Origin of the sequence: Arthrobacter sp. NPDC058130, assembly GCF_042884475.1 — a bacterium.
Taxonomy (GTDB): domain Bacteria; phylum Actinomycetota; class Actinomycetes; order Actinomycetales; family Micrococcaceae; genus Arthrobacter.
The window spans coordinates 129,616-153,507 of sequence record NZ_JBHVTV010000013.1; the positions used below are offsets into that span (position 1 = coordinate 129,616).

17 protein-coding genes are annotated in these 23,892 nt (G+C 66.4%); 13 read left to right on the forward strand and 4 right to left on the reverse strand.

Going from position 1 to position 23,892, the window contains the following annotated elements:
• Positions 1-32: 32 nt before the first annotated feature.
• A complete protein-coding gene (phoU, locus tag ACFVTM_RS19140; RefSeq protein WP_390205506.1) occupies positions 33-695 on the reverse strand; it encodes a phosphate signaling complex protein PhoU in 663 nt (220 codons plus the stop codon).
• Positions 696-901: 206 nt separating this feature from the next.
• On the opposite strand from phoU, the gene ACFVTM_RS19145 reads away from it, so the two are divergent.
• Positions 902-2,134, forward strand: a complete 1,233-nt coding sequence (locus ACFVTM_RS19145) for a sensor histidine kinase (protein ID WP_390205527.1) — start codon at positions 902-904, stop codon at positions 2,132-2,134.
• The gene (locus ACFVTM_RS19150) at positions 2,131-2,811 is read left to right on the forward strand and encodes a response regulator transcription factor (protein ID WP_090583992.1); all 681 of its coding nucleotides are present in this window, start codon (positions 2,131-2,133) and stop codon (positions 2,809-2,811) included. The genes ACFVTM_RS19145 and ACFVTM_RS19150 overlap by 4 nt, the downstream gene beginning before the upstream one ends.
• Positions 2,812-2,997: 186 nt before the next feature.
• Here ACFVTM_RS19150 and ACFVTM_RS19155 read toward each other — a convergent pair whose 3' ends face one another.
• Complete coding sequence (locus tag ACFVTM_RS19155; protein ID WP_390205529.1) at positions 2,998-3,567, reverse strand: hypothetical protein; 570 nt, start codon at positions 3,565-3,567, stop codon at positions 2,998-3,000.
• 326 nt (positions 3,568-3,893) lie between these two features.
• Here ACFVTM_RS19155 and ACFVTM_RS19160 point away from each other — a divergent pair, with 326 nt between their 5' ends.
• The 6 genes from ACFVTM_RS19160 (at position 3,894) to rlmB (ending at position 9,071) form a co-directional block, all read left to right on the forward strand.
• Positions 3,894-4,376, forward strand: coding sequence for a CarD family transcriptional regulator (locus ACFVTM_RS19160; RefSeq protein WP_026266570.1), 483 nt, complete (start codon positions 3,894-3,896; stop codon positions 4,374-4,376).
• Positions 4,377-4,592: 216 nt separating this feature from the next.
• Positions 4,593-5,426 (forward strand): 2-C-methyl-D-erythritol 4-phosphate cytidylyltransferase, encoded by an 834-nt coding sequence (gene ispD / locus ACFVTM_RS19165; RefSeq protein WP_390205509.1) that lies wholly within the window; start codon positions 4,593-4,595, stop codon positions 5,424-5,426.
• The gene (ispF, locus tag ACFVTM_RS19170; protein WP_390205510.1) at positions 5,423-5,929 is read left to right on the forward strand and encodes a 2-C-methyl-D-erythritol 2,4-cyclodiphosphate synthase; all 507 of its coding nucleotides are present in this window, start codon (positions 5,423-5,425) and stop codon (positions 5,927-5,929) included. The genes ispD and ispF overlap by 4 nt, the downstream gene beginning before the upstream one ends.
• Before the next feature lie 92 nt (positions 5,930-6,021).
• Positions 6,022-6,381 carry a hypothetical protein gene (locus tag ACFVTM_RS19175; protein ID WP_390205512.1) on the forward strand — a complete coding sequence of 120 codons (360 nt, stop codon included), beginning with the start codon at positions 6,022-6,024 and terminating at the stop codon, positions 6,379-6,381.
• 103 nt (positions 6,382-6,484) lie between these two features.
• The gene (gene cysS / locus ACFVTM_RS19180) at positions 6,485-7,933 is read left to right on the forward strand and encodes a cysteine--tRNA ligase (protein ID WP_390205514.1); all 1,449 of its coding nucleotides are present in this window, start codon (positions 6,485-6,487) and stop codon (positions 7,931-7,933) included.
• A gap of 136 nt (positions 7,934-8,069) precedes the next feature.
• Positions 8,070-9,071 (forward strand): 23S rRNA (guanosine(2251)-2'-O)-methyltransferase RlmB, encoded by a 1,002-nt coding sequence (rlmB, locus tag ACFVTM_RS19185; protein WP_390205515.1) that lies wholly within the window; start codon positions 8,070-8,072, stop codon positions 9,069-9,071.
• Positions 9,072-9,705: 634 nt separating this feature from the next.
• Here rlmB and ACFVTM_RS19190 read toward each other — a convergent pair.
• Complete coding sequence (locus ACFVTM_RS19190) at positions 9,706-10,509, reverse strand: carbon-nitrogen hydrolase family protein (RefSeq protein WP_390205516.1); 804 nt, start codon at positions 10,507-10,509, stop codon at positions 9,706-9,708.
• Between the two features lie 115 nt (positions 10,510-10,624).
• Between ACFVTM_RS19190 and glgX the strand changes: the two genes are divergently transcribed.
• Positions 10,625-12,739 (forward strand): glycogen debranching protein GlgX, encoded by a 2,115-nt coding sequence (gene glgX, locus ACFVTM_RS19195; protein ID WP_390205517.1) that lies wholly within the window; start codon positions 10,625-10,627, stop codon positions 12,737-12,739.
• A 21-nt stretch (positions 12,740-12,760) separates the two neighbouring features.
• Positions 12,761-13,117 (forward strand): barstar family protein, encoded by a 357-nt coding sequence (locus tag ACFVTM_RS19200; protein ID WP_390205518.1) that lies wholly within the window; start codon positions 12,761-12,763, stop codon positions 13,115-13,117.
• Positions 13,118-13,187: 70 nt separating this feature from the next.
• Here the strand turns inward: ACFVTM_RS19200 and glgP are convergent, their stop codons facing one another.
• Positions 13,188-15,806, reverse strand: a complete 2,619-nt coding sequence (gene glgP, locus ACFVTM_RS19205; protein ID WP_390205519.1) for an alpha-glucan family phosphorylase — start codon at positions 15,804-15,806, stop codon at positions 13,188-13,190.
• 150 nt (positions 15,807-15,956) lie between these two features.
• Here glgP and ACFVTM_RS19210 point away from each other — a divergent pair, with 150 nt between their 5' ends.
• The 3 genes from ACFVTM_RS19210 to ACFVTM_RS19220 are packed head-to-tail and all read left to right on the forward strand — an operon-like array spanning position 15,957 to position 23,546.
• Positions 15,957-18,029: an alpha-1,4-glucan--maltose-1-phosphate maltosyltransferase gene (locus ACFVTM_RS19210; protein ID WP_390205520.1), complete on the forward strand. Its 2,073-nt coding sequence runs from the start codon at positions 15,957-15,959 to the stop codon at positions 18,027-18,029.
• A 5-nt stretch (positions 18,030-18,034) separates the two neighbouring features.
• On the forward strand, positions 18,035-19,831 hold the full coding sequence (gene treS, locus ACFVTM_RS19215; RefSeq protein WP_390205522.1) for a maltose alpha-D-glucosyltransferase: 1,797 nt from the start codon (positions 18,035-18,037) through the stop codon (positions 19,829-19,831).
• Between the two features lies 1 nt (position 19,832).
• Entirely contained in the window at positions 19,833-23,546 is a 3,714-nt protein-coding gene (locus tag ACFVTM_RS19220) for a 1,4-alpha-glucan branching enzyme (RefSeq protein WP_390205524.1), read from the forward strand.
• The last annotated feature ends 346 nt before the right edge of the window (positions 23,547-23,892 follow it).

Here is a 23,892-nt window from a genome sequence, read left to right on the forward strand (position 1 = left end):
TCTGCGCTGTTCTGTCCGCGTGATCGACTGCGTCAGATGTGTTCGATCGTGTTCGGCTGCCAGGCGCCGGTGACCAGGTACGTGACCTTCTGGGCAACGGAGACGCCGTGGTCCGCGAAGCGCTCGAAGTAGCGGCTGGCCAGGGCAACGTCCACCGTGGTGGCCGGCGACTCCTGCCAGTCGCTGCGCGCGATCGCCTTGAAAACGCTCAGGTGAAGGTCGTTGACGGTGCCGTTGGCCTTCATGATGTCCCGCGCAACGCCGAGATCGCGGGTGGCCAGCAGTTCCGTGAGCTTCTGCGCGATCAGCAGGTCCTGTTCCGCGAAGCTCTTGAAGGTCTCCCGCAGCTGGTCCGGGACCACCGACGCCGGGTAGCGCAGACGCGCCAGCTGGGCCAGATGCCGGGCGAGGTCGCCCATGCGCTCCAGCGAGGCGCTCATCCGGAGCGAACCAACCAGCATGCGCAGATCGCTCGCCACCGGGCCTTGGAGGGCGAGGATGTCGATGGCGCGCTCGTCGAGGCTGTTCTGCAGGAAGTCGATGCGGGCATCGGCGGCAATCACGTCCTCGGCGAGGTCGATATCGGCGCCCTCGAAAGCTGTCGTGGCCTTGCCGATGGCCTCAGTGACCAGCGTTGAGATCTCGACGAGCTGTTCCCTTACCTGGGCGAGCTCCTCCTGAAAAACCTTACGCACGTGTGCGTCCTTTCCTCGGAAATATTGCCTGCAATCGAATGGCGGGCCTATTTCGGTTCACCTGCCGGCGCTCCAACGCTCAACTCTTTCAGTGTCCGGTGAACTGTTACGCCCCAATAGGTGAACGTTAGCTGAACCGGCGCCCGATTCGCAGGAGATTTCAGTTTCGGTCACCGGGCAGAGCATAAGCTGGAGCCGTGGATCCAATGCTCATCGGCGTCATCGCCGGCCTGATCGGCCTCTCGTTTGGCATGTTCGGCGTACTCGCGTTCCGGGTGAGTGAGCAGCAGCGGCAGATTGTCGACGTCGACGTCGAGGATCCCTCGCTGCCCGAGGGCGCCGCGGAGGTGCTCGCCGTCCTCGGCCGTGCGTTTGTGGTGGTCGATGCGATCGACGGCGTGGTCCGCGCCAGCCCTGCCGCCTACGCCTACGGCTTGGTCCGCGGGCACACCGTGGTGCACCAGCAGCTGCTGGAAATGACCGCCAAAGTGCGCCGGGACGGTGTCATCCTCGAAAAGCAGCTGGAGCTGCCGCGGGGCCCGCTGGGCCAGGGAACGATCGTTGTCCAGGTCCGGGCAGCTGTCATCACGGAGGACTACATACTCCTGCTGGCCGATGACCGCACGGAATTCACCCGCACCGAGGAAGTCCGCAACGACTTCGTCGCCAACGTCTCCCACGAACTGAAGACACCGGTCGGGGCGATCTCCCTCCTGGCCGAGGCCCTAGAGTCTTCCGCCGACGATCCCGACGCGGTCAAGCGGTTCGCCAAGCGCATGCATAAGGAATCGACGCGGCTCGCGGCCCTGGTCCAGGACATCATCGAACTCTCCCGGCTGCAGGGAGCCAACGTCGCACAGCAGGGCCGGCCGGTGGACATCAACACGGTCGTCGGCGAGGCCGTGGACCGTTCCCAGCTGCCGGCCGAGAGCAAGAACATCCAGCTGGTGGTGGGCGGGCACACCGACGCCATGGTCTACGGCGACCAGGACCTCCTCGTCACCGCCCTGCGCAACCTGATCGACAACGCCATCCGCTACTCACCCGAGAACACCAAGGTGGGTGTGGGCATCAGGGCCAAGGACGGCCTTGTGGCGGTCTCCGTGACAGACCAGGGTGATGGGCTCAGCTCCGAGGACCAGGAACGCGTCTTCGAGCGCTTCTACCGGGTGGACGCGGCCCGCTCGCGGCAGACCGGAGGCACGGGGCTTGGCCTGAGCATCGTCAAGCACGTCATTTCCAACCATGGCGGCGAGGTGACCCTGTGGTCCCAGGTGGGCCAGGGTTCCACATTCACCATTCGACTTCCCGAGATGGAAGGGCAGGACGACGGCGACGCCGCCGAGGCGGGCAAGTCCGCTGCCCACACTTCCACCCGGGACCCCAAACCACAACGACGTGACGCCGCCGGCGTCCATGAGCAAGGAGCTACCGCTTGAGCAGGATTCTTATTGTCGAGGACGAGGAGTCCTTCAGCGACCCCCTGTCCTACCTGTTGGGTAAAGAGGGGTTCGAGGTGGAGGTGGTGGACAACGGACTCGACGCCATCACCGAATTCGACCGCAACGGCGCCGACCTCGTGCTCCTGGACCTCCAACTTCCTGGCCAGTCGGGCACGGAGGTCTGCCGCCAACTCCGGCAGCGCTCAGGGGTGCCCGTGATCATGCTGACGGCCAAGGACTCGGAAATCGACAAAGTGGTGGGGCTCGAACTGGGCGCCGACGACTACGTCACCAAGCCCTACTCTTCGCGGGAGCTCGTGGCCAGGGTCCGGGCCGTCCTGCGGCGCCAGAGCGAGCCGGAGGAGCTCGTCTCCAGCACTGTGCAGGCCGGTCCCGTTCGGATGGACATCGAACGCCACGTGGTGAGCGTCGGAGGCGAGCAGATCGCCTTGCCGCTCAAAGAGTTCGAGCTGCTGGAAATGCTGCTGCGGAACTCCGGCCGGGTCCTGACCCGCGGCCAGCTGATCGACAGGGTCTGGGGCTCCGATTACGTGGGGGACACCAAGACCCTCGACGTCCACGTCAAACGCCTCCGCAGCAAGATTGAGCCCGATGCCTCCGCGCCGCGGTACCTGATCACCGTCCGCGGGCTGGGCTACAAGTTCGAGCCCTAAAGGCGGGCGTGGCGGCCCCGGCGGTAGCGGCCCGGCCGCTTGGCCGCACGCGGCCCGGCTGGCACGGCGGCCCGGCTGGCCCGGCCGGACGGCGGCAGTCCGCCTGGGCCGCCGAAAGCCCGCGGACATGCAAAAGGAGGGGCACCTGCAGGTGCCCCTCCTTTTGCGTTGGCTCAGCCGTTGAAGCTAGTGGCCGGCGGTGCTGCTCGGCGTCGGCGTGGCCGTTTCGGTCGAAGGTGCCGTCTGGGCCGGCGTCGCCGTGCTCGTGGCGGTGGGCTCCGGCGTCGGCAGGTATGACTTGTAGTCCACAATCGTGCCGTCCATGACCGGAACCTTGAACGAGGCGTTCTTGTTGGTGCCGTCTTCGGAGATGTTGACCTCGGTCATGGATCCCGGCTTGGAACCGGCGGTGCTCAGGATGGCCGCATCGGTGGAGTCGTTGAGCATGGTGTAGGAGTTCTGCTTGACCGGAACCTGGGTCTGCGACCCGGCCGCACCCTTGATGGTCAGCACGACGTCCTTGGAGGAGGAGTTGTACACGGCGCCGATCACGCGGGCCGGCTTGTCCTCGGCGTCGGCGACGATGATGAAGTTGCGCAGCTCCAGCGGACCGAGGTCAGTCCGGGTTCCGTCGGATGCCGAGTACTGCTCCGAGGTCTGCTGGGGGTTGATGTAGCCGCAGCCGGTCACGGACAGCAGGCCAATGCCCAGTGCAGCCGTAGCCATTGCCAGCTTGCCGCGCTGGCCCCGGTTCATCGCAGTGAAACGCACGTCACGCACTCCTTGAGAGTCTTGGAACATTATTCAGCCATAGCCTATCCGCAATCGGCCGCAAACAAGGACTCGGCAGCTACACATACGCGCATGGACGCGTGCGCCCCCGGCGGTCGGGACGCGCTTGCCGGGGACCGGAAACCTCTTGGCAGTTAGGGCCGCAGGCACTATTATCCGCATTCGTCAAGGGGTTTGAGGGGGTCGATTGAGGCCATTTTCCCCGGATTCATGCGGTTCCCGGCACCTTTGGATGCCAGTTGTATGCCTTAATCGTGATAAACTGGTCTGCGGGAAAGGGGAATGTCCACATGGTTTTTGAGGTCGGCGAGACAGTAGTTTACCCTCACCACGGTGCAGCCAAAATTGAAGAAATCAAGATGCGCACTGTCAAGGGCGAAGAGAAGATGTATCTCAAGCTCAAGGTGGCTCAGGGTGATCTGACCATTGAAGTTCCAGCAGAAAACGTTGACCTGGTAGGGGTTCGGGACGTAGTGGGCAAGGAAGGCTTGGAGCACGTATTCGACGTGCTCCGTGCCGAGTTCACTGAAGAACCCACCAACTGGTCGCGTCGTTACAAGGCAAACCTGGAAAAGCTTGCATCCGGTGACGTCATCAAGGTAGCAGAGGTCGTCCGCGACCTCTGGCGCCGCGATCACGACCGGGGCCTCTCCGCAGGAGAGAAGCGCATGCTGGCCAAGGCCCGCCAGATCCTGATTTCGGAACTGGCACTGGCTGAGAAGACTGATGAAGAGAAGGCTGCAAGCGTTCTCGACGAGGTCCTGGCTTCCTAACACAGGGCCGGCCCTAGCAGGGCTGGCACAGAATAAGAATCGAACCCCGGTGGCCTCAGGCCGCCGGGGCTTCTTCTTGCCCTTTTTCGGTTGCCAGTTAACCCGTTGCGCTATCACTTGTGGTCCCTCTGAGCGCCCCGGAACGACCACAAGTGATAGCGCAACGGGAAGGTTCGGAGCGGCTGCTCCAGGGCGCGGGGACGTAGTCTTGTGCGCATGGATACTGCACCGACGAATTCGTCCCCGGCCGGTCCCGTCACTGCGGTCATTGTTGTGGCCGCCGGCACCGGCCAGCGCCTGGGTTACGGCGTGCCCAAAGCAAAAGTGCCGCTGGGCGGGGACACCATCCTCACGCACGCCCTGCGCGGCGTGGCCGCCGCCGGGATCGCGCAGCAGATCTGCATTGCGATTCCCCCGGGAGACGCCGAGCTGCAGGCGCTGTGCGCCGCCTTTACCCGGGAGCTTGCGGCCGGGCTTGCCCGCACCGCGGGGTCCCCTTACGGCGTGCAGGTTCCGGTCGTGACCGTCGTCGACGGCGGTGCGAACCGCGCCGACTCCGTCCGCGCCGCGATGGCCGCTCTCCTGCCCGACACTGAAGCAGTCCTGGTCCACGATGCCGCCCGCGCCCTTGCCCCCGAGGCCGTCTTCCACCGGGTGGCGGCGGCGCTGGGCGCCGGCGCCTCGGCAGTCATTCCGGTGATACCGGTGGTGGACACCGTCAAAACCGTCGAACCGACCACCGGCGACGGCGCCGCGGTGGCCCCTGAGCTGGTCACCGGCACCGCACCCCGCGAGGCGCTCCGCGCCGTGCAGACACCGCAGGGATTCGCCTTCGCCACCCTCAAACGCGCCCACGAGGCCGCCGCCGGGTTCGACGCCGCCCAGGCCGCCCTCGTCACGGACGACGCGATGCTCGTGGAGCTGCTCGGCGTCCCCGTCCACGCCGTGCGCGGCGCCAGCCAGTCCCTGAAGATCACCACGCCCCTGGACCTGATCCTGGCCGAAGGCCTCCTCGAAGGACCCTTGGGCGCACGCTGGGTGGAGGGATGAGCATGTCCACCAACGCGCCGCTGATCCCCAGGACCGGGATCGGAATCGATGTCCATGCCTACGCGGCCGAGGACGATAAGCAGCCGCTGTGGCTCGGCGGCCTCTTCTGGGAGGGGGAGCGGGGACTGTCCGGCCACTCCGACGGCGACCCGGTGGCGCACGCGGCCGCCGACGCGCTGTTTTCGGCCTGCGGGATCGGGGATCTCGGCACCCACTTCGGCACGGACCGGCCAGAATACGCCGGCGCGTCCGGCGTTACCCTGCTGGCCGAGGCCGCCCGGATTGTGCGCGCCCATGGTTTCGAAATCGGCAACATCGCCGTGCAGTTCGTCGCCAACCGGCCCAAGTTCGGTCCGCGGCAGGAGGAATCCCAGCGGGTCCTCAGCGACGCTGCCGCAGCACCGGTCAGCGTCACAGCCACCACCAGCGACGGACTCGGCTTCACCGGCCGCGGCGAGGGGATTTCTGCCGTTGCAACGGCGCTCGTCTACCAGGCAGGTTAACCGCCGGTTGAACTCTGCCCGCCCCGGTCACCTAGGCTGGAGGGGCAAGACCGCACCGTGACATCCCGTTCCGAACAGCCAGGAGACCCGCCGTGAAGAAGCTGCTGACCGCCGTCGTACTCGTGGCAGGGACAATGCTGAGCGGATGCGCCGGCTCCACGGCGACGCCCCAGACCTCCACCGCCACGCCGAAGTTGAGCGTCGACGAAAGCTGCAAATTCCTCAACACCGACACCTTCGCGCCCTCCGGGACCGCGAAAGAGCAGGCCGCGCAGATTGGCCAGCATTATCAGGAAGTCGCGGACAAAGTAGCGCCGGAAGTTGGCGCCCCCATCCATGAAATGGCCGAGATCATGAAGCAGGTTGCCGCGAGTCCCACGGGGACCAAAACGGACGAACAGACGGCCCAGCTCACCGAGCAGATCAACAAGATCGGGCAATACTGCAAGTAGCTTGCCGGATCAATGGCCCCGGACTCCCTGACTGGCGGCTGCCGGCAAGGCCTACGGTCGGCCTCCGGTCGGGCCGTGGAGCGCCATCGGCTAATCTGGAGCGGTGACCCTGCGCTTTTACGACACTGCATCCGCCGAAGTCCGCGACTTCGTCCCCCTGGTACCCGGCCACGTGAGCCTGTACTACTGCGGAGCCACCGTCCAGGGCATGCCGCATGTCGGCCACATCCGCTCGGCCATCGCCTTCGACCAGCTGACGCGCTGGCTGCAGTACCGGGGCTTCCGCGTGACGGCGGTCCGCAACGTCACCGACATCGACGACAAGATCCTCGTCAAGTCCGCTGCGTCCTTCGGACCCGACTTCGAGGACGAGCCCGGCGCTGTCCGCAACGAGGAATGGTGGGCCCTGGCCTACCGCTATGAGCAGGAATTCCTCAAGGCGTACGACACCCTGGGCGTCTCCCGCCCCACCTATGAGCCGCGCGCCACCGGCCACATCCCGGAAATGCACGCCCTCATCCAGCAACTGATCGACCGCGGCCACGCCTACCCGGCCCTGGACGACTCCGGCGATGTTTATTTCGACGTGCGCTCCTGGGCCAAGTACGGCTCACTGACGCGCCAGCGACTCGACGACATGCAGGGTGCCCCGGACGCTGACCCGCGCGGCAAGAAGGATCCCCGAGACTTCGCGCTGTGGAAGGGCTACAAGGACGGGGAACCGACGACGGCGAGCTGGGCCTCGCCGTGGGGCCCCGGCCGCCCGGGCTGGCACCTCGAATGCTCCGCGATGGTCACCAAGTACCTGGGCACCGAATTCGACATCCACGGCGGCGGCCTGGACCTGCGCTTCCCGCACCACGAAAACGAGATGGCTCAGTCCCAGGCGGCGGGCCACGGCTTCGCCAACTTCTGGATGCACAACGGCATGGTCACCTACGCCGGCGAGAAGATGTCCAAGTCCATCGGCAACACCATCAGCCCGGCCGAAATGCTCGAAATCGCCCCGCCGCGCGTTGTGCGGTACTACCTCGGGCAGGCGCAGTACCGCTCGGTCCTGGACTACCAGCCGACGTCGCTGCAGGAAGCCGCCGCCGCCGTCGAACGCATTGACGGGTTCATCAGCCGGGCCGGCCGGGTCCTTCCCGACACGGCGCCGAATTCGTCCGACGTTTCCGTTCCGGAGGCTTTTGCCGCGGCAATGGACGATGACCTCAACGTCCCACAGGCGCTGGCCTCCCTCCACGAAACGGTCCGGGCCGGGAACACGGCCCTCACGGACGGGGACCTCGGCACCGCCGGGCAGGCCGTCGCCAGCGTCACCGCAATGCTCGATGTGCTCGGCCTCAACGCCACCACGACGCCGGCAGCCGACGAACAGAGCAACACTGCTCTTGGGGTCCTGGTCGAGGCGCAGCTGGAGGCGCGGGCCCATGCCCGGGCAGCCAAGGACTGGGCGGCGTCCGACGCCATCCGGAACACCCTTGCGGCAGCCGGCGTCGTCGTGGAGGACGGCCCGGACGGGGCGAGCTGGAGCCTCAAGCGCGGCTGAGCAGCCCCTGCTGCAACCCCTGCCTTCTGCCCCTGAGTTCTGCCGCGGGCAATCCCGGAATCGTCGATTTAACTCGAGTCAGTAGACTGGAGGTCAGACTTATTAACAAAGCACGTAACAAGCAGGGGTGGAAATCATGGCCAACAACGGTCGTCGTTCGGTCAAATTGAAGAAGGGCCCCACCGTCGGAACCGGCGGTCACGGGCGCAAGGCACTCGAGGGCAAGGGCCCCACGCCAAAGGCGGAGGACCGCCCCTACCACAAGGCATACAAGAACAAGCAACTCGCTGAGCGGTCCGAGGCCAAGCGCGCCAGCGGAAGCCGCACCACCAGCGCAGCCGCCCGCACCGGCCGCTCGGGCCCGAAGGGCCGCGCCACCGAAGAGGTCGTCACCGGACGCAACTCGGTGGTCGAAGCCCTGCGCGCCGGCATCCCGGCCAAGGCCCTGCATGTCGCCGTCCGCATCGAAATGGACGACCGCGTCAAGGAATCCCTGAAGCTCGCGGCCGAGCGCGGCATCCCGCTGATGGAGACCGGTAAGCCCGAGCTGGACCGCATGACCGACGACGCCATCCACCAGGGCCTCGTGCTGCAGATTCCGCCGTACGAATACCAGGATGCGTACGAACTCGCCGAGGAGACCCTCGAGGCCTGGAAGAAGGGCCACGTCGCCAACGCACCGCTCTTCGTAGCCCTCGACGGCATCACCGATCCCCGCAACCTCGGCGCGATCATCCGCTCCGTCTCGGCCTTCAGCGGCCACGGCGTCGTCGTCCCGGAGCGCCGCTCCGTGGGCGTCACCGCCTCGGCCTGGAAGACCAGCGCCGGCGCGGCCGTCCGCGTCCCCGTCGCCCGCGCGGCCAACCTGAACAACACGCTCAAGGCGTTCAAGAACATGGGGATCTTCGTCCTGGGGCTGGATGGCGACGGCGACGTCTCGCTGCCCGATCTCGCCCTGGCCACCGAACCCGTGTGCCTCGTCGTAGGTTCCGAGGGCAAGGGCCTGAGCCGCCTGGTCCGTGAAAACTGCGACCAGATTGTCTCGATCCCGATTGACTCCGCCATGGAATCCCTGAACGCCTCCATGGCCGTAGGCATCTCCCTGTACGAAATCTCCCGCCAGCGCTCGGCAAAGTAACCCGCTTCGGGTGGCGGTTCAATTGCCGTCACGTGAGTTGTGGTTGAGTTTCGCCGGGACCGGAGTTTTGCCGTCGCTTAGACACCTCCCGACGACGCTTCCGGCCGCGAGCGGCCTCCAACGTCTCTGGTCGGCGATGCGCTCCTTAGCAAAACTCCGGTTCCAGCGATGAGGCTCTGTCACCTTTGGCCGGTTGCTTCCGCACCGTTCGCTGCTAAGGCCAACCGCTCCCTCACGGCTCGTGAGGGAGCAGTTGGCCTTAATGTTCGGAACCGGGGTTCTCATGATTCTGATGCTCCTCCGAAGTACCTCGACGCAGGACGCACGTTCCTTCCTGCGACGCTCATTTCCATCTGCGACGCGCTGATGTGTTCCCGCGACCCGTATACCCCTAGCGCTAGGGCGTTTGCGCGTCGCCAGGCTGAATATGCCTCGGAATTCGTGGTGATACCGAACTGCTGGACGTGTGGTGGCCTGAATTCGAGCGGGCGCCGGGGTCCTGCTAAGGAGCGCATCGCCGACCAGAGCATTCGGAGGCCGCCCGCGGCCGAAGTAGGCGGCGGGAGGAAGGGGCCAACCGCTAAGCGACGGCCAGACGCTGGTGTCCGCGGAAGGTGACCAGAACAGTGGTGACCTAGAACTTGTGGCGGTTCGCCAGGACTGGGAGTTTCGTTCGGGCTTCCTTGACGGCTGCGGTGTCCAGGTCTGCGAACAGCAGGCCGGGGGCGCCGTCGAGCTCTTCGATGATGTCGCCCATGGGGGAGACGACGACGGAGTGGCCGACGCCGGTGGGGGCGGAGCCCTTGGCCGCGATGCCTTGGCTGGCGGGGTCGCCCTGGCCGCAGGCGAGGACCAAGGTGGTGGAGTCCAGCGCGCGGGCGCGGGCCAGGAGCTTCCACTGTTCGGCCTTGCCGGGGCCCGAGCCCCAGGAGGCGCACACAATGTTGACGTCGGCGCCGCGATCGGCGTTTTCGGTGAACAGGTCCGGGAAACGGACGTCGTAGCACGTGGCGAGGCCGAACGTCACGCCGTCGAGCTCGAAGGTGACGGGGGAGGTGCCGGCGTCGACCGTGTCCGACTCGGCGAAACCGAAGGCGTCGAACAGGTGGATCTTGTCGTAACTGGCCTCTACGCCGCGGCCGGTGACCAGGAGGGTGTTGCGCACCTTGGCGCCGTCGCCGGCTGTTCCCGGCGTGAACATCCCCGCGACGATCGCGATGCCAAGCTCCGAGGCGAGGGCGCGCACGCGGGATGCCCACGGGCCGTCCAGCGGCTCGGCGATATCCAGCAGCGAATTGCCGAAGGCCCGCATGGTCGCTTCCGGGAATACCACCAGATCCGCGCCGCCGGCCTTGGCCTGGCGCGCATAGGCGTCCACGAGGGCCAGATTCGCAGCCAGATCGCGGCCAGTGATGATTTGGGCTAGTGCTACGCGCACAATTACCTCCAAGTCGGCGCTTCATTACAGTATGCAGTGCGGCGGTCCGTACACTGCAAAACGTCATGAAAACGAAAACGGGGGCCATTTGTCCGGCCCGGCTAAGCTTTAAGCAATGGTTATGTCTTACATAGATACCGCTTCCACCGTAGACGCTTCGCGGGCGTTTCCGCTGGGGATCAGCACTCCGCACACCGGGTCGCCGGCAGTGGACGATCCCCGGGGCGCGTTCGCCAACGTGGCTGTCTACGCGCCCGGTGTGACCACCCTGGAGATCGCGTATCAGCCGCCGGGGGGCACCTGGCAGGTAAAGACATTGCCCAACCTCACCGACGGCGTCCACCACGGCATCGTGGAGGGCATTCCGGCCGGTTCGCGCTATGGCTTCCGGGCCTCGCCGGAACATGAGGCCCTCCCGCTGTCCATGCCCGCCACGGATTTCGACGCCGTGGGGGAGCAGCCGTTGCTGATGGACCCCTACGGGCGGGCTGTTGACGAACGCGAAGGGCTGATCACCAGCGTCCGGGTCGGCAACGACTTTGACTGGGGACTGGACCGCAGCCCCCGCGTGCCCTGGCGCAACACCATCGTCTACGAGGCCCACGTCAGGGGCCAGACGAAGCTGCACCCGGACATTCCGGAGGACCTTCAGGGGACGTACGCCGGCATGGCTCACCCGGCCATGATCGAGCACCTGATCTCGCTGGGCGTCACGGCGATCCAGCTCCTGCCCGTCCATTTCCACGTGGATGAGCCGCACCTGCAACAGCTCGGGCTGACGAACTACTGGGGCTATAATACGGCCGCCTTCTTCGCCCCGCACCCCGGCTACGCCACCGCGGCCGCGCAGGCCGCCGGCGCCCACGCGGTCCAGGACGAGTTCAAGGGCATGGTCAAGTTGCTGCACGCCGCCGGGCTTGAGGTCATCCTCGACGTCGTGTACAACCACACCGCCGAGGGTGGCACCGACGGCCCTACCCTGAACTTCCGGGGCCTGGGCGAGATGCAGTACTACCGCAACGACGGCCACGGCAAATACGTCGACACCACCGGCTGCGGCAACAGCCTGAACTTCGCCGAACCCCGCGTGGTGCAGCTGGTGCTGGACTCCCTGCGCTATTGGGTAAGCGAGTTCCACATCGACGGCTTCCGGTTCGACCTGGCCGTCACGCTGTGCCGCAACAGCGCCAACGAATTCGATCCCCGGCACCCCTTCCTCGTCGCGGTGGGCGCCGATCCCGTCTTGTCCGGCGTCAAGCTGATTTCCGAACCCTGGGACGTGGGCTACGGCGGCTGGCAGACCGGCCGGTTCCCGGCCGGGTGGGTGGACTGGAACGATCACTTCCGCGACGCCGTCCGGAGCTTCTGGCTCGCGGACCGTGCCGCGATCGACGGCGGCGGCACCGGCGGTCCGGTGGCCCATCTCGCGGACGCGCTCTCCGGTTCCGCCCGGCTGTTCGAGTCCTCGGGCCGGTCCCGGCTTGCCTCGCTGAACCTGATCACCGCCCACGATGGCTTCACCCTGGCCGATCTGACGGCCTATGACCGCAAGCACAACGAGGCCAACGGCGAGCAGAACCGCGACGGCCACGGCGACAACCGCAGCTACAACCACGGCTTCGAGGGCCCCACCGAAGACGGCGAAATCCTTGCCCGGCGCGCCCAAAGCAGGCGGAACCTGATGGCCTGTCTGATGGTTTCCCAGGGCGTACCCATGATCACCGCAGGGGACGAGATCTGCCGGACCCAGCAGGGCAACAACAACGCCTACTGCCAGGACAACCCGCTCACGTGGATTGACTGGACCAGCACCGCGGAATCCCATGCCATGCTCCGCACCACCAAGCGTGTCATCCGGCTGCGCAAAGAGTTCCTGGCCAGCCAGCCGCACGATTACCCCACACGCGACAACCAGTCCTATTTCCACTGGTTCGATGTGAACGGCAAGCCCATGTCAGCGGACACGTGGCATGACCCCGGCCACCGGGTGATCCAGCTCCTCCTCGGCTCCGACGACGGGCACGTGGACGGCCTGGTGGTGGTCAACGGCGGCGCCGACGACGTCAAGGTCACCTTGCCGCAGCTCAGCAACGAAGACGGCACCGGGCACCGGCTCTTCGAGCTTCGCGTGACTACCTCGGACCTCCATGACCGGCGCCAAGGCGCCCGCGTCGCCTCCGGTGAACGGGACCTTGTCCAGGCCAACACGATCAATATCTACCGCACCTAGTAATCCGCGATTAAGGACCCCATGAAGATCTACTCGGCAGAGACCTGGACCATCGAAGAACTCAAGGAGCAAATCGACGACGCCGGCCGCCGCGCCCTGGTGGTCCCCGCCGCCGACACCAAGCAGGTGTTCCTGGACACGTTCAGGGAACTCGTGGACGCCCCGGAGGACTACGGCACGGACCTCGATGCCCTGCATGATTCCCTGCACGACGTCGCGGATGCCGTGACGGACGACGGCGAGGTCCCCGTCACGTTTATCTGGCAGGTGCCTGCCGCCCTCCGCGCGGACCGTTCCTTCGGCGTCATCTGCGAAACGCTGCAGGACGCCGAAGGCTACGCCGGCAACAGCCTGGACGTCGTCGCCGTCTGCCTCTAGCCGAGGCTGGGCAAGTCGGTCAGGCGCTGCCGGTCAGGAGTTGACGACTCGTTGACGACCAGGCCGCCGGTCAGGCGTTGACGATCAGGCCTAGCTCCGCCTTGGACGCCAGCGCCTCGTTCTTCGGGAGCACCCGCACGGTGTAACCGAAGGAGCCTGACCGGTCGATCACCAGCGTGCCGGTGAAGAGGTGCCGGCCCTTGCCGAGGTCCTCGGCGGCCTTCAGCTCCGCGACCGTGACGTCCGCCAGCTCGTCCGAGTCCTCGGCCCGGCCGTAGGCCACCTCGACATAGACGTCGTCCGGTGAGAGCTCACGCAGGGCCACATACGCGTTGACCTGCAGCAGGTCGCCGATCTGCGGGTCCTCGGAGACACCCACCGAGTCGACGTGCTCCACCTGGATCTGCGGCCACGCGGCCCGGATCCGGGCGGTCCACGCCGCCAGGGCCTTGGACTGGGTGTAGTCATCCGCCACGGCGTGGCGTCCCGCGATGGCGGCGGGCCGGTACAGCACGTTGACGTAGTCCCGGAGCATCCGTTCCGCTGAAACCGCAGGGCCAAGGTGGGACATGGTGTGCTTGATCATGGAGACCCAGTGCGTCGGCACGGCCTGCGGTCCCGGCTCCGACGGCCCGGCAGCCCCGGCGGCGTCGGACACGGTCAGCCCGTAGAACCGCGGGGCCACCTGCGTTTCGAGCAGTTCGTAGAGGGCCGCTGCCTCGATGTCATCGCGCTCTTCCGGCGAGGCGTCGTTGTTGGCGGTCGGGATCGCCCAGCCGTTCTCGCCGTCGTACATCTCATCCCACCAGCCGTCCATGACCGACAGGTTCAGCGAACCGTTCAGGGCAGCCTTCATGCCGGACGTTCCGCAGGCCTCCAGCGGGCGCAGCGGGTTGTTCAGCCACACATCGCAGCCCGGGAACAGGGTCCGGGCCATGGCGATGTCGTAGTTGGGCAGGAACGCGATCCGGTGCCGCACGGCGGGGTCGTCGGTGAACCGGACCAGGTCCTGGATCATCTTCTTGCCGGCGTCGTCTGCCGGGTGCGATTTCCCGGCGATGACCAGCTGGATGGGGTGCGTCTTGTGCAGAAGCAGCGCCTTGAGCCGGTCGGGGTCGCGCAGCATCAGGGTCAGCCGCTTGTAGGTCGGCACGCGCCGGGCAAAGCCGATGGTCAGGATGTCCGGATCCAGGACGGAGTCCGTCCACGCCAGCTCGGCGTCGGCCGCGCCGCGTTTCTTCCAGGCGGCCCGGAGCCGGCGCCGGACATCATCCACCAGGGACACGCGCATCTCCCGGCGCAGCGCCCAGAGGTCCTCGTCGGTGACGTTGTAGGCCAGGTCCCAACGGCCCTGTGCGTCCGCGTCGGCGCCGAACTGGTCCCTGGCCAGCGCGGCAATGCGGGGGTCCACCCAGGTGGGGACGTGCACGCCGTTGGTGACGGAGGTGATGGGGATTTCGGAGTGGTCGAAGCCCGGCCAGAGCGCGGAGAACATCCCGCGGGACACCACGCCGTGGAGCTTGGCCACACCGTTGGCCCGCTGAGCCAGCCGCAGGCCCATGACCGCCATGTTGAACACGAACGGGTTGCCGTCGGCGAAGTCCTCGCGGCCTAGGTCCAGGATCTTTGCCACCGGAACGTCCGGGGCGAGGCCGGCCTCGAAGAAGTGCTGAATCTGGGAAATTTCGAAGCGGTCGATGCCCGCGGGGACCGGCGTGTGGGTGGTGAACACCGTAGACGCCCGGCCGGCGGCCAAGGCCTCGTCCCAGCTCAGCGGTTTCGCGCCGGACATCAATTCCTGGATCCGCTCGACGCCCAGGAACCCGGCGTGGCCCTCGTTGGTGTGGAAGACCTCCGGTGCGGGGACTCCCGTGAGCCGCTGGAATTCGCGCAGCGCCTTGACCCCGCCCATGCCCAGCAGGAGTTCCTGCTGCAAGCGGTGGTCACCGCCGCCGCCGTACAGCCGGTCCGTGATGCCGCGGGCGGCTTCGTCGTTGCCTGGAACGTTGGAGTCCAGCAGCAACAGCGGAACGCGTCCGACGTCGGCCCGCCACACGTGCGCCAGCAGGCGCCGGCCCTGGGGGAGGGGCAGCGAGATCTGGATGGGTTTGCCGTTGCCGTCCGGGGCGGCCTCGCGCAGGAGGGTCAGGGGCAGCCCGTCCGGGTCGAGGACCGGGTAGGTTTCCTGCTGCCAGGCGTCCCGGGACAGGGACTGCTTGAAATAGCCGGCCTGGTACAGCAGGCCGACGCCGATCAGCGGCACGCCAAGGTCCGAGGCCGCCTTCAGGTGGTCGCCGGCCAGGATGCCAAGGCCGCCCGAGTACTGGGGCAGGACCTCGGTGATGCCGAACTCGGGGGAGAAATAGGCGATGCAGGCGGGAGCGTCCTCGCCCAGGCTCTGGTACCAGCGCGGCTGTTCGAGGTACCGGTCGAGGTCGTCGGCTGCCGCGTGGACACGCTGAACAACGTCCTGGTCCGCCGCGAGGCGCTGCAACTCTTCCCGGCTTACCAGGCCCAGGAAGGTTACGGGGTCGTGGGCGCTCTCCGCCCAGACCCCGGGGTTGAGCCCCTCAAAAAGCTCCCGGGTGGGCCTGTGCCAGGACCACCGAAGATTGGTGGCGAGCCGGGCCAGTGGCCGGATCGACTCCGGGAGAACGGTTCGGACGGTAAATCTGCGGATTGCCTTCACGAGCGAAACACTAACGGACAAGTCGTTGCCCCGGAACCGCTTTAAGATTCTTTCCTGTAAATGACGGATATGGGCCGGTCAGAACCCGAAACGCTCCAAAAAGGTTCGAGGCCTTAGCATTCTGGCCGTTTTGTAGATAACGTCGAGCCTGTGACGAATAACTCGCGAACCAGCGCCGTGTCCAAGCAAAAGCCCAAGGCCCTGATCACGGATGGCCTGCGATTTGGCCGCTTTCCGATCACCGCCGTGCAGCCTTCGGTAGAGGGTGGAAAATTTCCCGCCAAAGCCGTCGAGGGCCAAACCATTGTTGTGGGCGCCACCGCATTTCGGGAGGGACACGACCAGCTCGGCGTCAGCGCCGTCCTGCTCGACCCGCGCGGCAAAGAGCGGCAGCGGGTCCGTCTCGCCCCGCCGCGCGGACCGCGCGGGATGGGCACGGACCGCTGGGAAGGCCTCCTGACCCCGCCCGCCACGGGCAACTGGTCGTTCGTCATCGAGGCCTGGCACGACCGCTACGGCACGTGGCACCACAACGCCGAGGTCAAGGTGGAGGCCGGCATCGACGTCGAGCTCATGTTGGCCGAAGGCGCGGCCCTGCTGGCGGAAGCGTCCGAGGACGCCTCGCGTCCCTCCGGTGACCGCCGAACCCTGCGGATGGCCGTCGTCGTCCTCTCCGATACCTCCCGGACACCCGAAGAGCGGCTCGCCGCCGGCTTCGGCGCCGACGTGGCTGCCGTCGTCGAACGCCAGCCCATCCGCGAACTGGTGACGGTTTCCGAGCCCTACCCGCTGCTGGTGGAGCGAAGGCTTGCCGGGTCCGGCTCCTGGTACGAATTCTTTCCGCGCTCCGAAGGCGCCGTGCGCAACCACGAGACCGGGGAATGGACCTCCGGTAACTTCCGCACCGCCGCGAAGCGCCTCGACGCCGTCGCCGCCATGGGCTTCGACATCATCTATATGCCGCCGATCCACCCGATCGGTGTCCAGCACCGCAAGGGTCCGAACAACACCCTGATCGCCGGACCGCACGATCCCGGCTCGCCGTGGGCCATCGGCTCCCACGAGGGCGGCCACGACGCGATCCACCCGGACCTGGGCACCTTCGAGGACTTCGACGCCTTCGTGGCACGCGCCGGTGAACTCGGACTGGAAGTCGCCCTGGACCTGGCCCTGCAGGCTGCTCCGGACCACCCGTGGGTGCAAAGCCATCCGGAATGGTTCACCACGCGCGTCGATGGCACTATTGCCTACGCGGAGAATCCGCCGAAGAAATACCAGGACATTTTTCCGCTGAATTTCGACAACGACCCCGCCGGGCTGTCCAACGAAATTCTCCGAATCGTGCTGCTCTGGGTCAGCCACGGCGTCAAGGTCTTCCGGGTGGACAATCCGCACACCAAACCCGTGTGGTTCTGGGAATGGCTGATCGGCAAGGTCAATAAGAAACACCCCGACGTCGTCTTCCTCGCCGAGGCCTTCACCCGCCCGGCCATGATGCACGCTCTGGGACGGGCCGGCTTCCAGCAGTCCTACACGTACTTCACCTGGCGCAACACCAAGGAGGAGCTGGAGGAGTACTTCCAGGAGGTCAGCCACGAATCCTCGGCTTACTTCCGGCCGAACTTCTTCGTCAACACCCCGGACATCCTCACCGAATACCTGCAGTTCGGCGGCCCGGCGGCGTTCAAGATCCGTGCCACCCTGGCTGCGACGGCCAGCCCGATCTGGGGTGTGTACGCCGGGTTTGAGCTTTACGAACACGTGGCGCGTCCCGGCGCCGAGGAATACATCGACAACGAGAAGTTTGAGTACAAGTCGCGCGACTGGGATGCGGCGGCCGAATCGGGGCGCTCCCTGGCCCCGTACCTGACCCGGCTCAACGCGATCCGGCGCGCACACCCGGCCTTGGGGGATCTGCAGAACCTGACGGTGCACCAGAGTTCGGATGCCTCCACCGTGGTGTATTCCAAGCACAAGGTTCTCCCGGACGGTACCAAGGACACCGTGATCGTCGTCGTCAATGTGGACCCGCACGGTACTAGGGAGAGCACCGTGTCCCTGGACCTGGCGGCGCTGGACCTGGATCCGGAGAACTTCACGCACAACGGCCGCTTCATGGTTGATGACTTGCTGACCGGCGAAAGTTGGGAATGGGGGGAGTACAACTACGTCCGCTTGGACCCGCACGTCGAGCCCGCACACATTCTTAGCATCCGGAGGTAGTGCCAGTGAGTTTCAGCCCGCAGAACCCGAGCCAGCACTTCAGCCCGAGGGGGAGCTTCGAACTGAACGCTCCTGGCCTTCAGCACGATCCCCTCTGGTACCGCAAGGCGGTCTTCTATGAGGTGCTCGTCCGGGGCTTCGCCGACGGGAACGGGGACGGCTCGGGCGACTTCCACGGCCTGATCGAGAAACTGGACTACCTGCAGTGGCTGGGCGTGGACTGCCTCTGGCTCCCGCCGTTCTTCCAGTCACCGCTGCGCGACGGCGGCTACGACATCTCGGACTACAACTCAGTGCTGGACGAGTTCGGCACCATCAGCGACTTCAAACGGCTCGTGGCGGAGGCGCATGCCCGGGGCGTCCGGGTGATCATCGACCTTCCGCTGAACCACACCTCCGATCAGCACCCGTGGTTCCAGGAGTCGCGCAAGGATCCCGACGGCCCCTTCGGCGACTTCTACGTCTGGAGCGACACGGACGAGAAATACGAAGACGCCCGCATCATCTTCGTGGACACCGAGGAATCCAACTGGACCTTCGACCCCATCCGCCGGCAGTTCTTCTGGCACCGGTTCTTCAGCCACCAGCCGGACCTCAACTTCGAGAACCCCAAGGTCATCGACGCGCTCTTCGACGTCGTGCGGTTCTGGCTCGACCAGGGCATCGACGGGTTCCGGGCCGACGCCATTCCGTACCTGTTCGAGGAGGAGGGCACCAACTGTGAGAACCTGCCGCAGACCCACGAATTCCTCCGCCAGCTGCGCCGGATGGTCGATGAAAGCTACCCGGGCCGCGTAATCATCGCCGAGGCCAACCAGCCGCCCGCCGAAGTGGTGGAGTACTTCGGCACCGAGGAGGAACCGGAGTGCCACATGGCGTTCCACTTCCCCATCATGCCGCGCCTGTACTACGCGCTGCGGGACCAGAAGGCGTCGCCCATCATCGAGACGATGAAGGACACTCCGGACATTCCCGAGGGCGCCCAGTGGGGCACGTTCCTGCGCAACCACGACGAACTGACGCTGGAAATGGTCACGTCCGACGAACGCGCGGCGATGCTTGGCTGGTATGCGCCGGATCCGCGCATGCGCGCCAACATCGGCATCCGGCGCCGGCTGGCGCCCCTGTTGGATAACTCCCGCTCCGAAATCGAGCTCATCAACGCCCTGCTGCTGTCCCTGCCGGGCAGTCCGTTCCTGTACTACGGGGACGAGATCGGCATGGGGGACAACATTTGGCTCGAGGACCGCGACGCCGTCCGCACCCCGATGCAATGGAACCCGGACCGGAACGCCGGGTTCTCCCACGCCGACCCCGGCAAGCTGTACCTTCCGGTGATCCAGTCGCTGGTCTACAACTACAGCATGGCGAACGTGGAGGCCGAGGCCGCCCATTCGGGTTCGCTGCTGCGCTGGACCCGGCAGATCCTGAGCGTCCGCAAGAACCACCCCGCCTTCGGACTCGGCGCGTTCAAGCACGTGGAAGCCGACCACGACGTCGTCCTCGCCTACCTGCGGGAACTCCCGGAAGGCAACGCCGCCGGCGCGGACGCGGAGACCATCCTGTGCGCCTTCAACCTCTCGCAGCACCCCGTGGCGACCACGCTGCGGGTGCCGACCTTTGCCGGCAGGGGCCTCCGTGACGTTTTCGGCGGCCAGGCGTTCCCTGCGATCGGCGAGGACGGAACGCTGACGCTGACGCTGGGCAGCCACGATTTCTTCTGGTTGCGGATCCGTTCCGCGGCCTCCAACCCGACATCCCCGTTCACGCAGGCGATGCCCATCCTGTCCATCGAGGGCTGAGATGACTCGACCGACCCTTGCCCCGCCCCTGAGCGGACTGCTCGGCGCCTGGCTGCCGCACCAGCGGTGGTTCCCGGTCAAGAGCGCGGAGTTCACCTTCGAACCGGTGGGCGGGCTGCGCCTCGAGGCCGGCACCGAGGCCGGCGCGGAGTTTGAGGTGCTGCTGCTTGCGGTGTCCTACCCCACCCCCGGCGGCAGCCGGACGGACATCGTCCAGGTGCCGCTCAGTTCCCGGCCGGAGCCCCTGCCGGGGGCGGAGCGTGCGCTGATCGGCGAGCTCCCCGGGACGCGCGCCGATGCCGCCCACCGATGGGTCTACGACGGCGTCCATGACGCCTCCTTCGTCGCCGCCTGGTTGGAGCTCATGCGCAACGGCGGGAGCACGCCCTCGGGGAACGCCACCGGCCACCTGATGGAGTCCGGCTACCGCCTGCCGTTCGCGACGGGCAAGGTCAAGGTGCTCGCCGGCGAGCAATCGAACAGTTCGGTAATCGTCGACGACGACGACGGCGGCACAGTCGCCATCGTGAAATTCTTCCGTGTGCTGTCCGAAGGCCAGAACCCCGAAGTCGAAATCGGTGCGGCGCTGACGGCAGGGCGCACCGCGGAGGTCCCGGCCACCCTTGGCTGGGTGACCGGCGAATGGGAGACTCCGGCGGCCGCACTAGGGCAGGAGCGCTCCGGCGACGCCCGTCCCGCGCGCGGCGAGCTCGCGGTGGCCCACGAATTCCTCGCCGGCGGACTCGACGCCTGGCGGCTCGCCGTGGACGCGGCCAGCCGGGGGACCGGGTTCACCGCCGAAGCCCACGCGCTGGGCGCCGCGACGGCTACCGTGCACCGGAGGCTCGCCGCGGCGCTGGGCACAGCCGCCGAATCGGCGCCGGGCCAGGACATCGCCCCGGGAGTAGCCCAGCGTGTCCGCCAGTCCTGGACCCAGGCGTCCAACGCCGTCGGGCCGTACGAAGACGCGCTCAACCGTCTCCTTGGCCGGCTCGAGGGCACCAGCGCCGGTCCGCTCCAGCGGATCCACGGGGACTTGCATCTCGGGCAGATCCTGCAGGTCCCGGGCGGTGGCGTCCCGGGCGAGCCTGCGACCGCACCGCGCTGGGCCATCCTCGACTTCGAGGGCGAGCCGCTGCGCCCCATCTCCGAACGCAACTTCCCCGACGTCCCGCTTCGCGACGTCGTAGGCATGCTGCGGTCCTTCGACTACGCCGCCGGCGCAGCCGTCCGCGAAAATCCCGGTGCCGTGGTGCCGGGGACCTGGGCGGACGACTGCGCGGAGGCCTTCCTGGCCGGCTACGCCGAAGTAATCCCCGGCAGCATCGACCGCGACGCGCCGCTCTTCGTGGCGCTGTGGCTCGACAAAGCCCTCTATGAAGTCATCTACGAACTAAGGAACAGGCCGGACTGGCTCTCCATTCCGGTTAACGCATCGCGTCGTCTCCTCGGCAGTACAGGTTCCGGCGTCGCCGCCGAAGCCGCAGCGGAAGGTATAAAAATGACAGGATCAGCACGTATCGATCGGCCCGGCGCACCACTGCCCGTGGACGGTGAGACCCTTGCAAGGGTCGGCACCGGTGAGCACCACGCGCCCCACTCGGTCCTCGGCGCCCACCTTGATGACCACGGCCACGTCACGATCCGGACGGTGAAGCACCTGGCGGAATCGGTTTCTGTCGTGACGTCGGCGGGCGCGGTGCCTATGACGCACGAGGCAGGCGGTGTGTGGGTGGCCGTGATGGAACCACTCGAGCGCGGCCACGTGCCGGACTACCGGCTTGAGGTGACCTACAAGGACCACGAGCCGCAGGTCATGGACGATCCCTACCGCTACCTGCCGACCATCGGCGAAGTGGACCTGCACCTGATCGGCGAGGGCCGGCACGAGCGCCTGTGGGATGTGCTGGGCGCGCACGTCCAGCACTACAAGTCCTCGCTGGGCGACGTCGACGGCGTGTCCTTCGCCGTCTGGGCCCCGAACGCCGAGGCAGTGCGAGTCAAGGGTGACTTCAACGGCTGGGATGGCCGTGAACACTCCATGCGCTCCCTGGGTTCCACCGGAGTGTGGGAGCTCTTCATTCCGGGCGTTGTAGCAGGGGCGTGCTACAAGTTTGAACTTAGGACCCGGCACGGATTCTGGGTGGAAAAGGCTGACCCGCTGGCCTTTGGCACCGAGATCCCGCCGCTGACGGCATCCCGGGTGGTGGAGCCCTCCTATGTCTTCAAGGACGAGGAGTGGATGCAGGCCCGCGCGGACCGCGATCCGCACAACTCACCCATGAGCGTCTATGAGGTCCACCTCGGCTCGTGGCGGGTGGGGCTCGGATACCGCGAACTGGCCAAGGAACTCGTGGAGTACGTCAAATGGCTCGGCTTCACGCACGTGGAGTTCATGCCCGTGGCCGAGCACCCCTTCGGCGGTTCGTGGGGCTACCAGGTCACCTCGTACTTCGCGCCGACCTCCCGCTTCGGGCACCCGGACGAATTCCGCCACCTCGTCGACGAACTCCACCAGGCCGGCATCGGCGTCCTGCTGGACTGGGTTCCCGCCCACTTCCCCAAGGACGAATGGGCCCTGGCCCGGTTCGATGGCGAAGCCCTGTACGAGCACGCCGACCCGAACCTGGGCGAGCACCCGGACTGGGGCACGCTGATCTTCGACTTCGGCCGCACGGAGGTACGCAACTTCCTGGTGGCCAACGCGCTGTACTGGCTCGATGAGTTCCACATCGACGGGCTCCGCGTGGACGCCGTCGCCTCCATGCTGTACCTGGACTACTCCCGCGAAGACGGGCAGTGGCAGCCAAACCGCTTTGGCGGCCGCGAAAACCTTGAGGCGATCTCCTTCCTCCAGGAGGTCAACGCCACGGTCTACAAGACACACCCCGGCGTGGTCATGATCGCGGAGGAATCCACCGCGTTCCCGGGCGTCACCGCACCCACGAGCGGCGGCGGCCTGGGCTTCGGCCTCAAATGGAACATGGGCTGGATGCACGACTCTCTCCAGTACATGGCCGAGGACCCGTACAACCGCAGGTGGCACCACGGCACCATCACGTTCTCGATGGTCTATGCCTTCTCGGAAAACTTCCTGCTGCCGATCAGCCACGATGAAGTCGTGCACGGCAAGGGCTCCATGCTGCGCAAGATGCCCGGCGACCGGTGGCAGCAGCTGGCGAACCTGCGCGCGTTCCTGGGATATCAGTGGGCCCACCCCGGCAAGCAGCTGATCTTCATGGGCACCGAATTCGGCCAGGAAGCGGAGTGGTCGGAGCAGCACGGCCTGGACTGGTGGCTCGCCGACATCCCGGCGCACAATGGCATGCAGCTCCTGACCAAGGACCTCAACGAGCTGTACCGTTCCACGCCGGCCCTGTACCAGCAGGACAACCAGCCCGAGGGTTTCCAGTGGATCAACGGGGGAGACTCGGACCGCAACGTGCTGACCTTCATCCGCCGCGATGCAGAGGGCAACCCGCTGGTCTGCGCCGTGAACTTCTCCGGCGGCCCGCACACGGACTACCACCTCGGCGTCCCGACGGCCGGCGAATGGCAGGAAGTGCTCAACACCGACGCCGCCACTTACGGCGGTTCCGGGGTTGAAAACACCGGCACCCTGACCGCGACCAAGGGTGGCCTCGACGGACAGCCCGCCACGCTGGTGGTGACCCTGCCGCCGCTAGGCGCGGCGTACTTCAAACCCCTCGAGTAGGCAGGGCGTTCGGGGCGCCCGGACTATGCGCTGGGCGCGCCCGATCGGTACCTCTGAAAAGACCGGCGGAAGGCCCGGAATCCCCGTGATTCCGGGCTTTTCAGCACCCTACTCGGGGTGGCTTTGTCAGCTCGGCCAAGTGGTGGTAGAGTTTATTTCCGCGCTGCTCCCCGGAGTTGAACGGCCACCAAGACCCAGAAGCCAATGGCAAGAATGAGTCTGGAACGCCGATTTGACAAGGGTGAAGCGGCCGGGTAAGTTTGAAAAGTTGCTCCGGAGCGATCCGCGACTGTGAAGTTGTGGTGGTGCCGGGTGTGTCTGTTGTTTGAGAACTCAATAGTGTGCC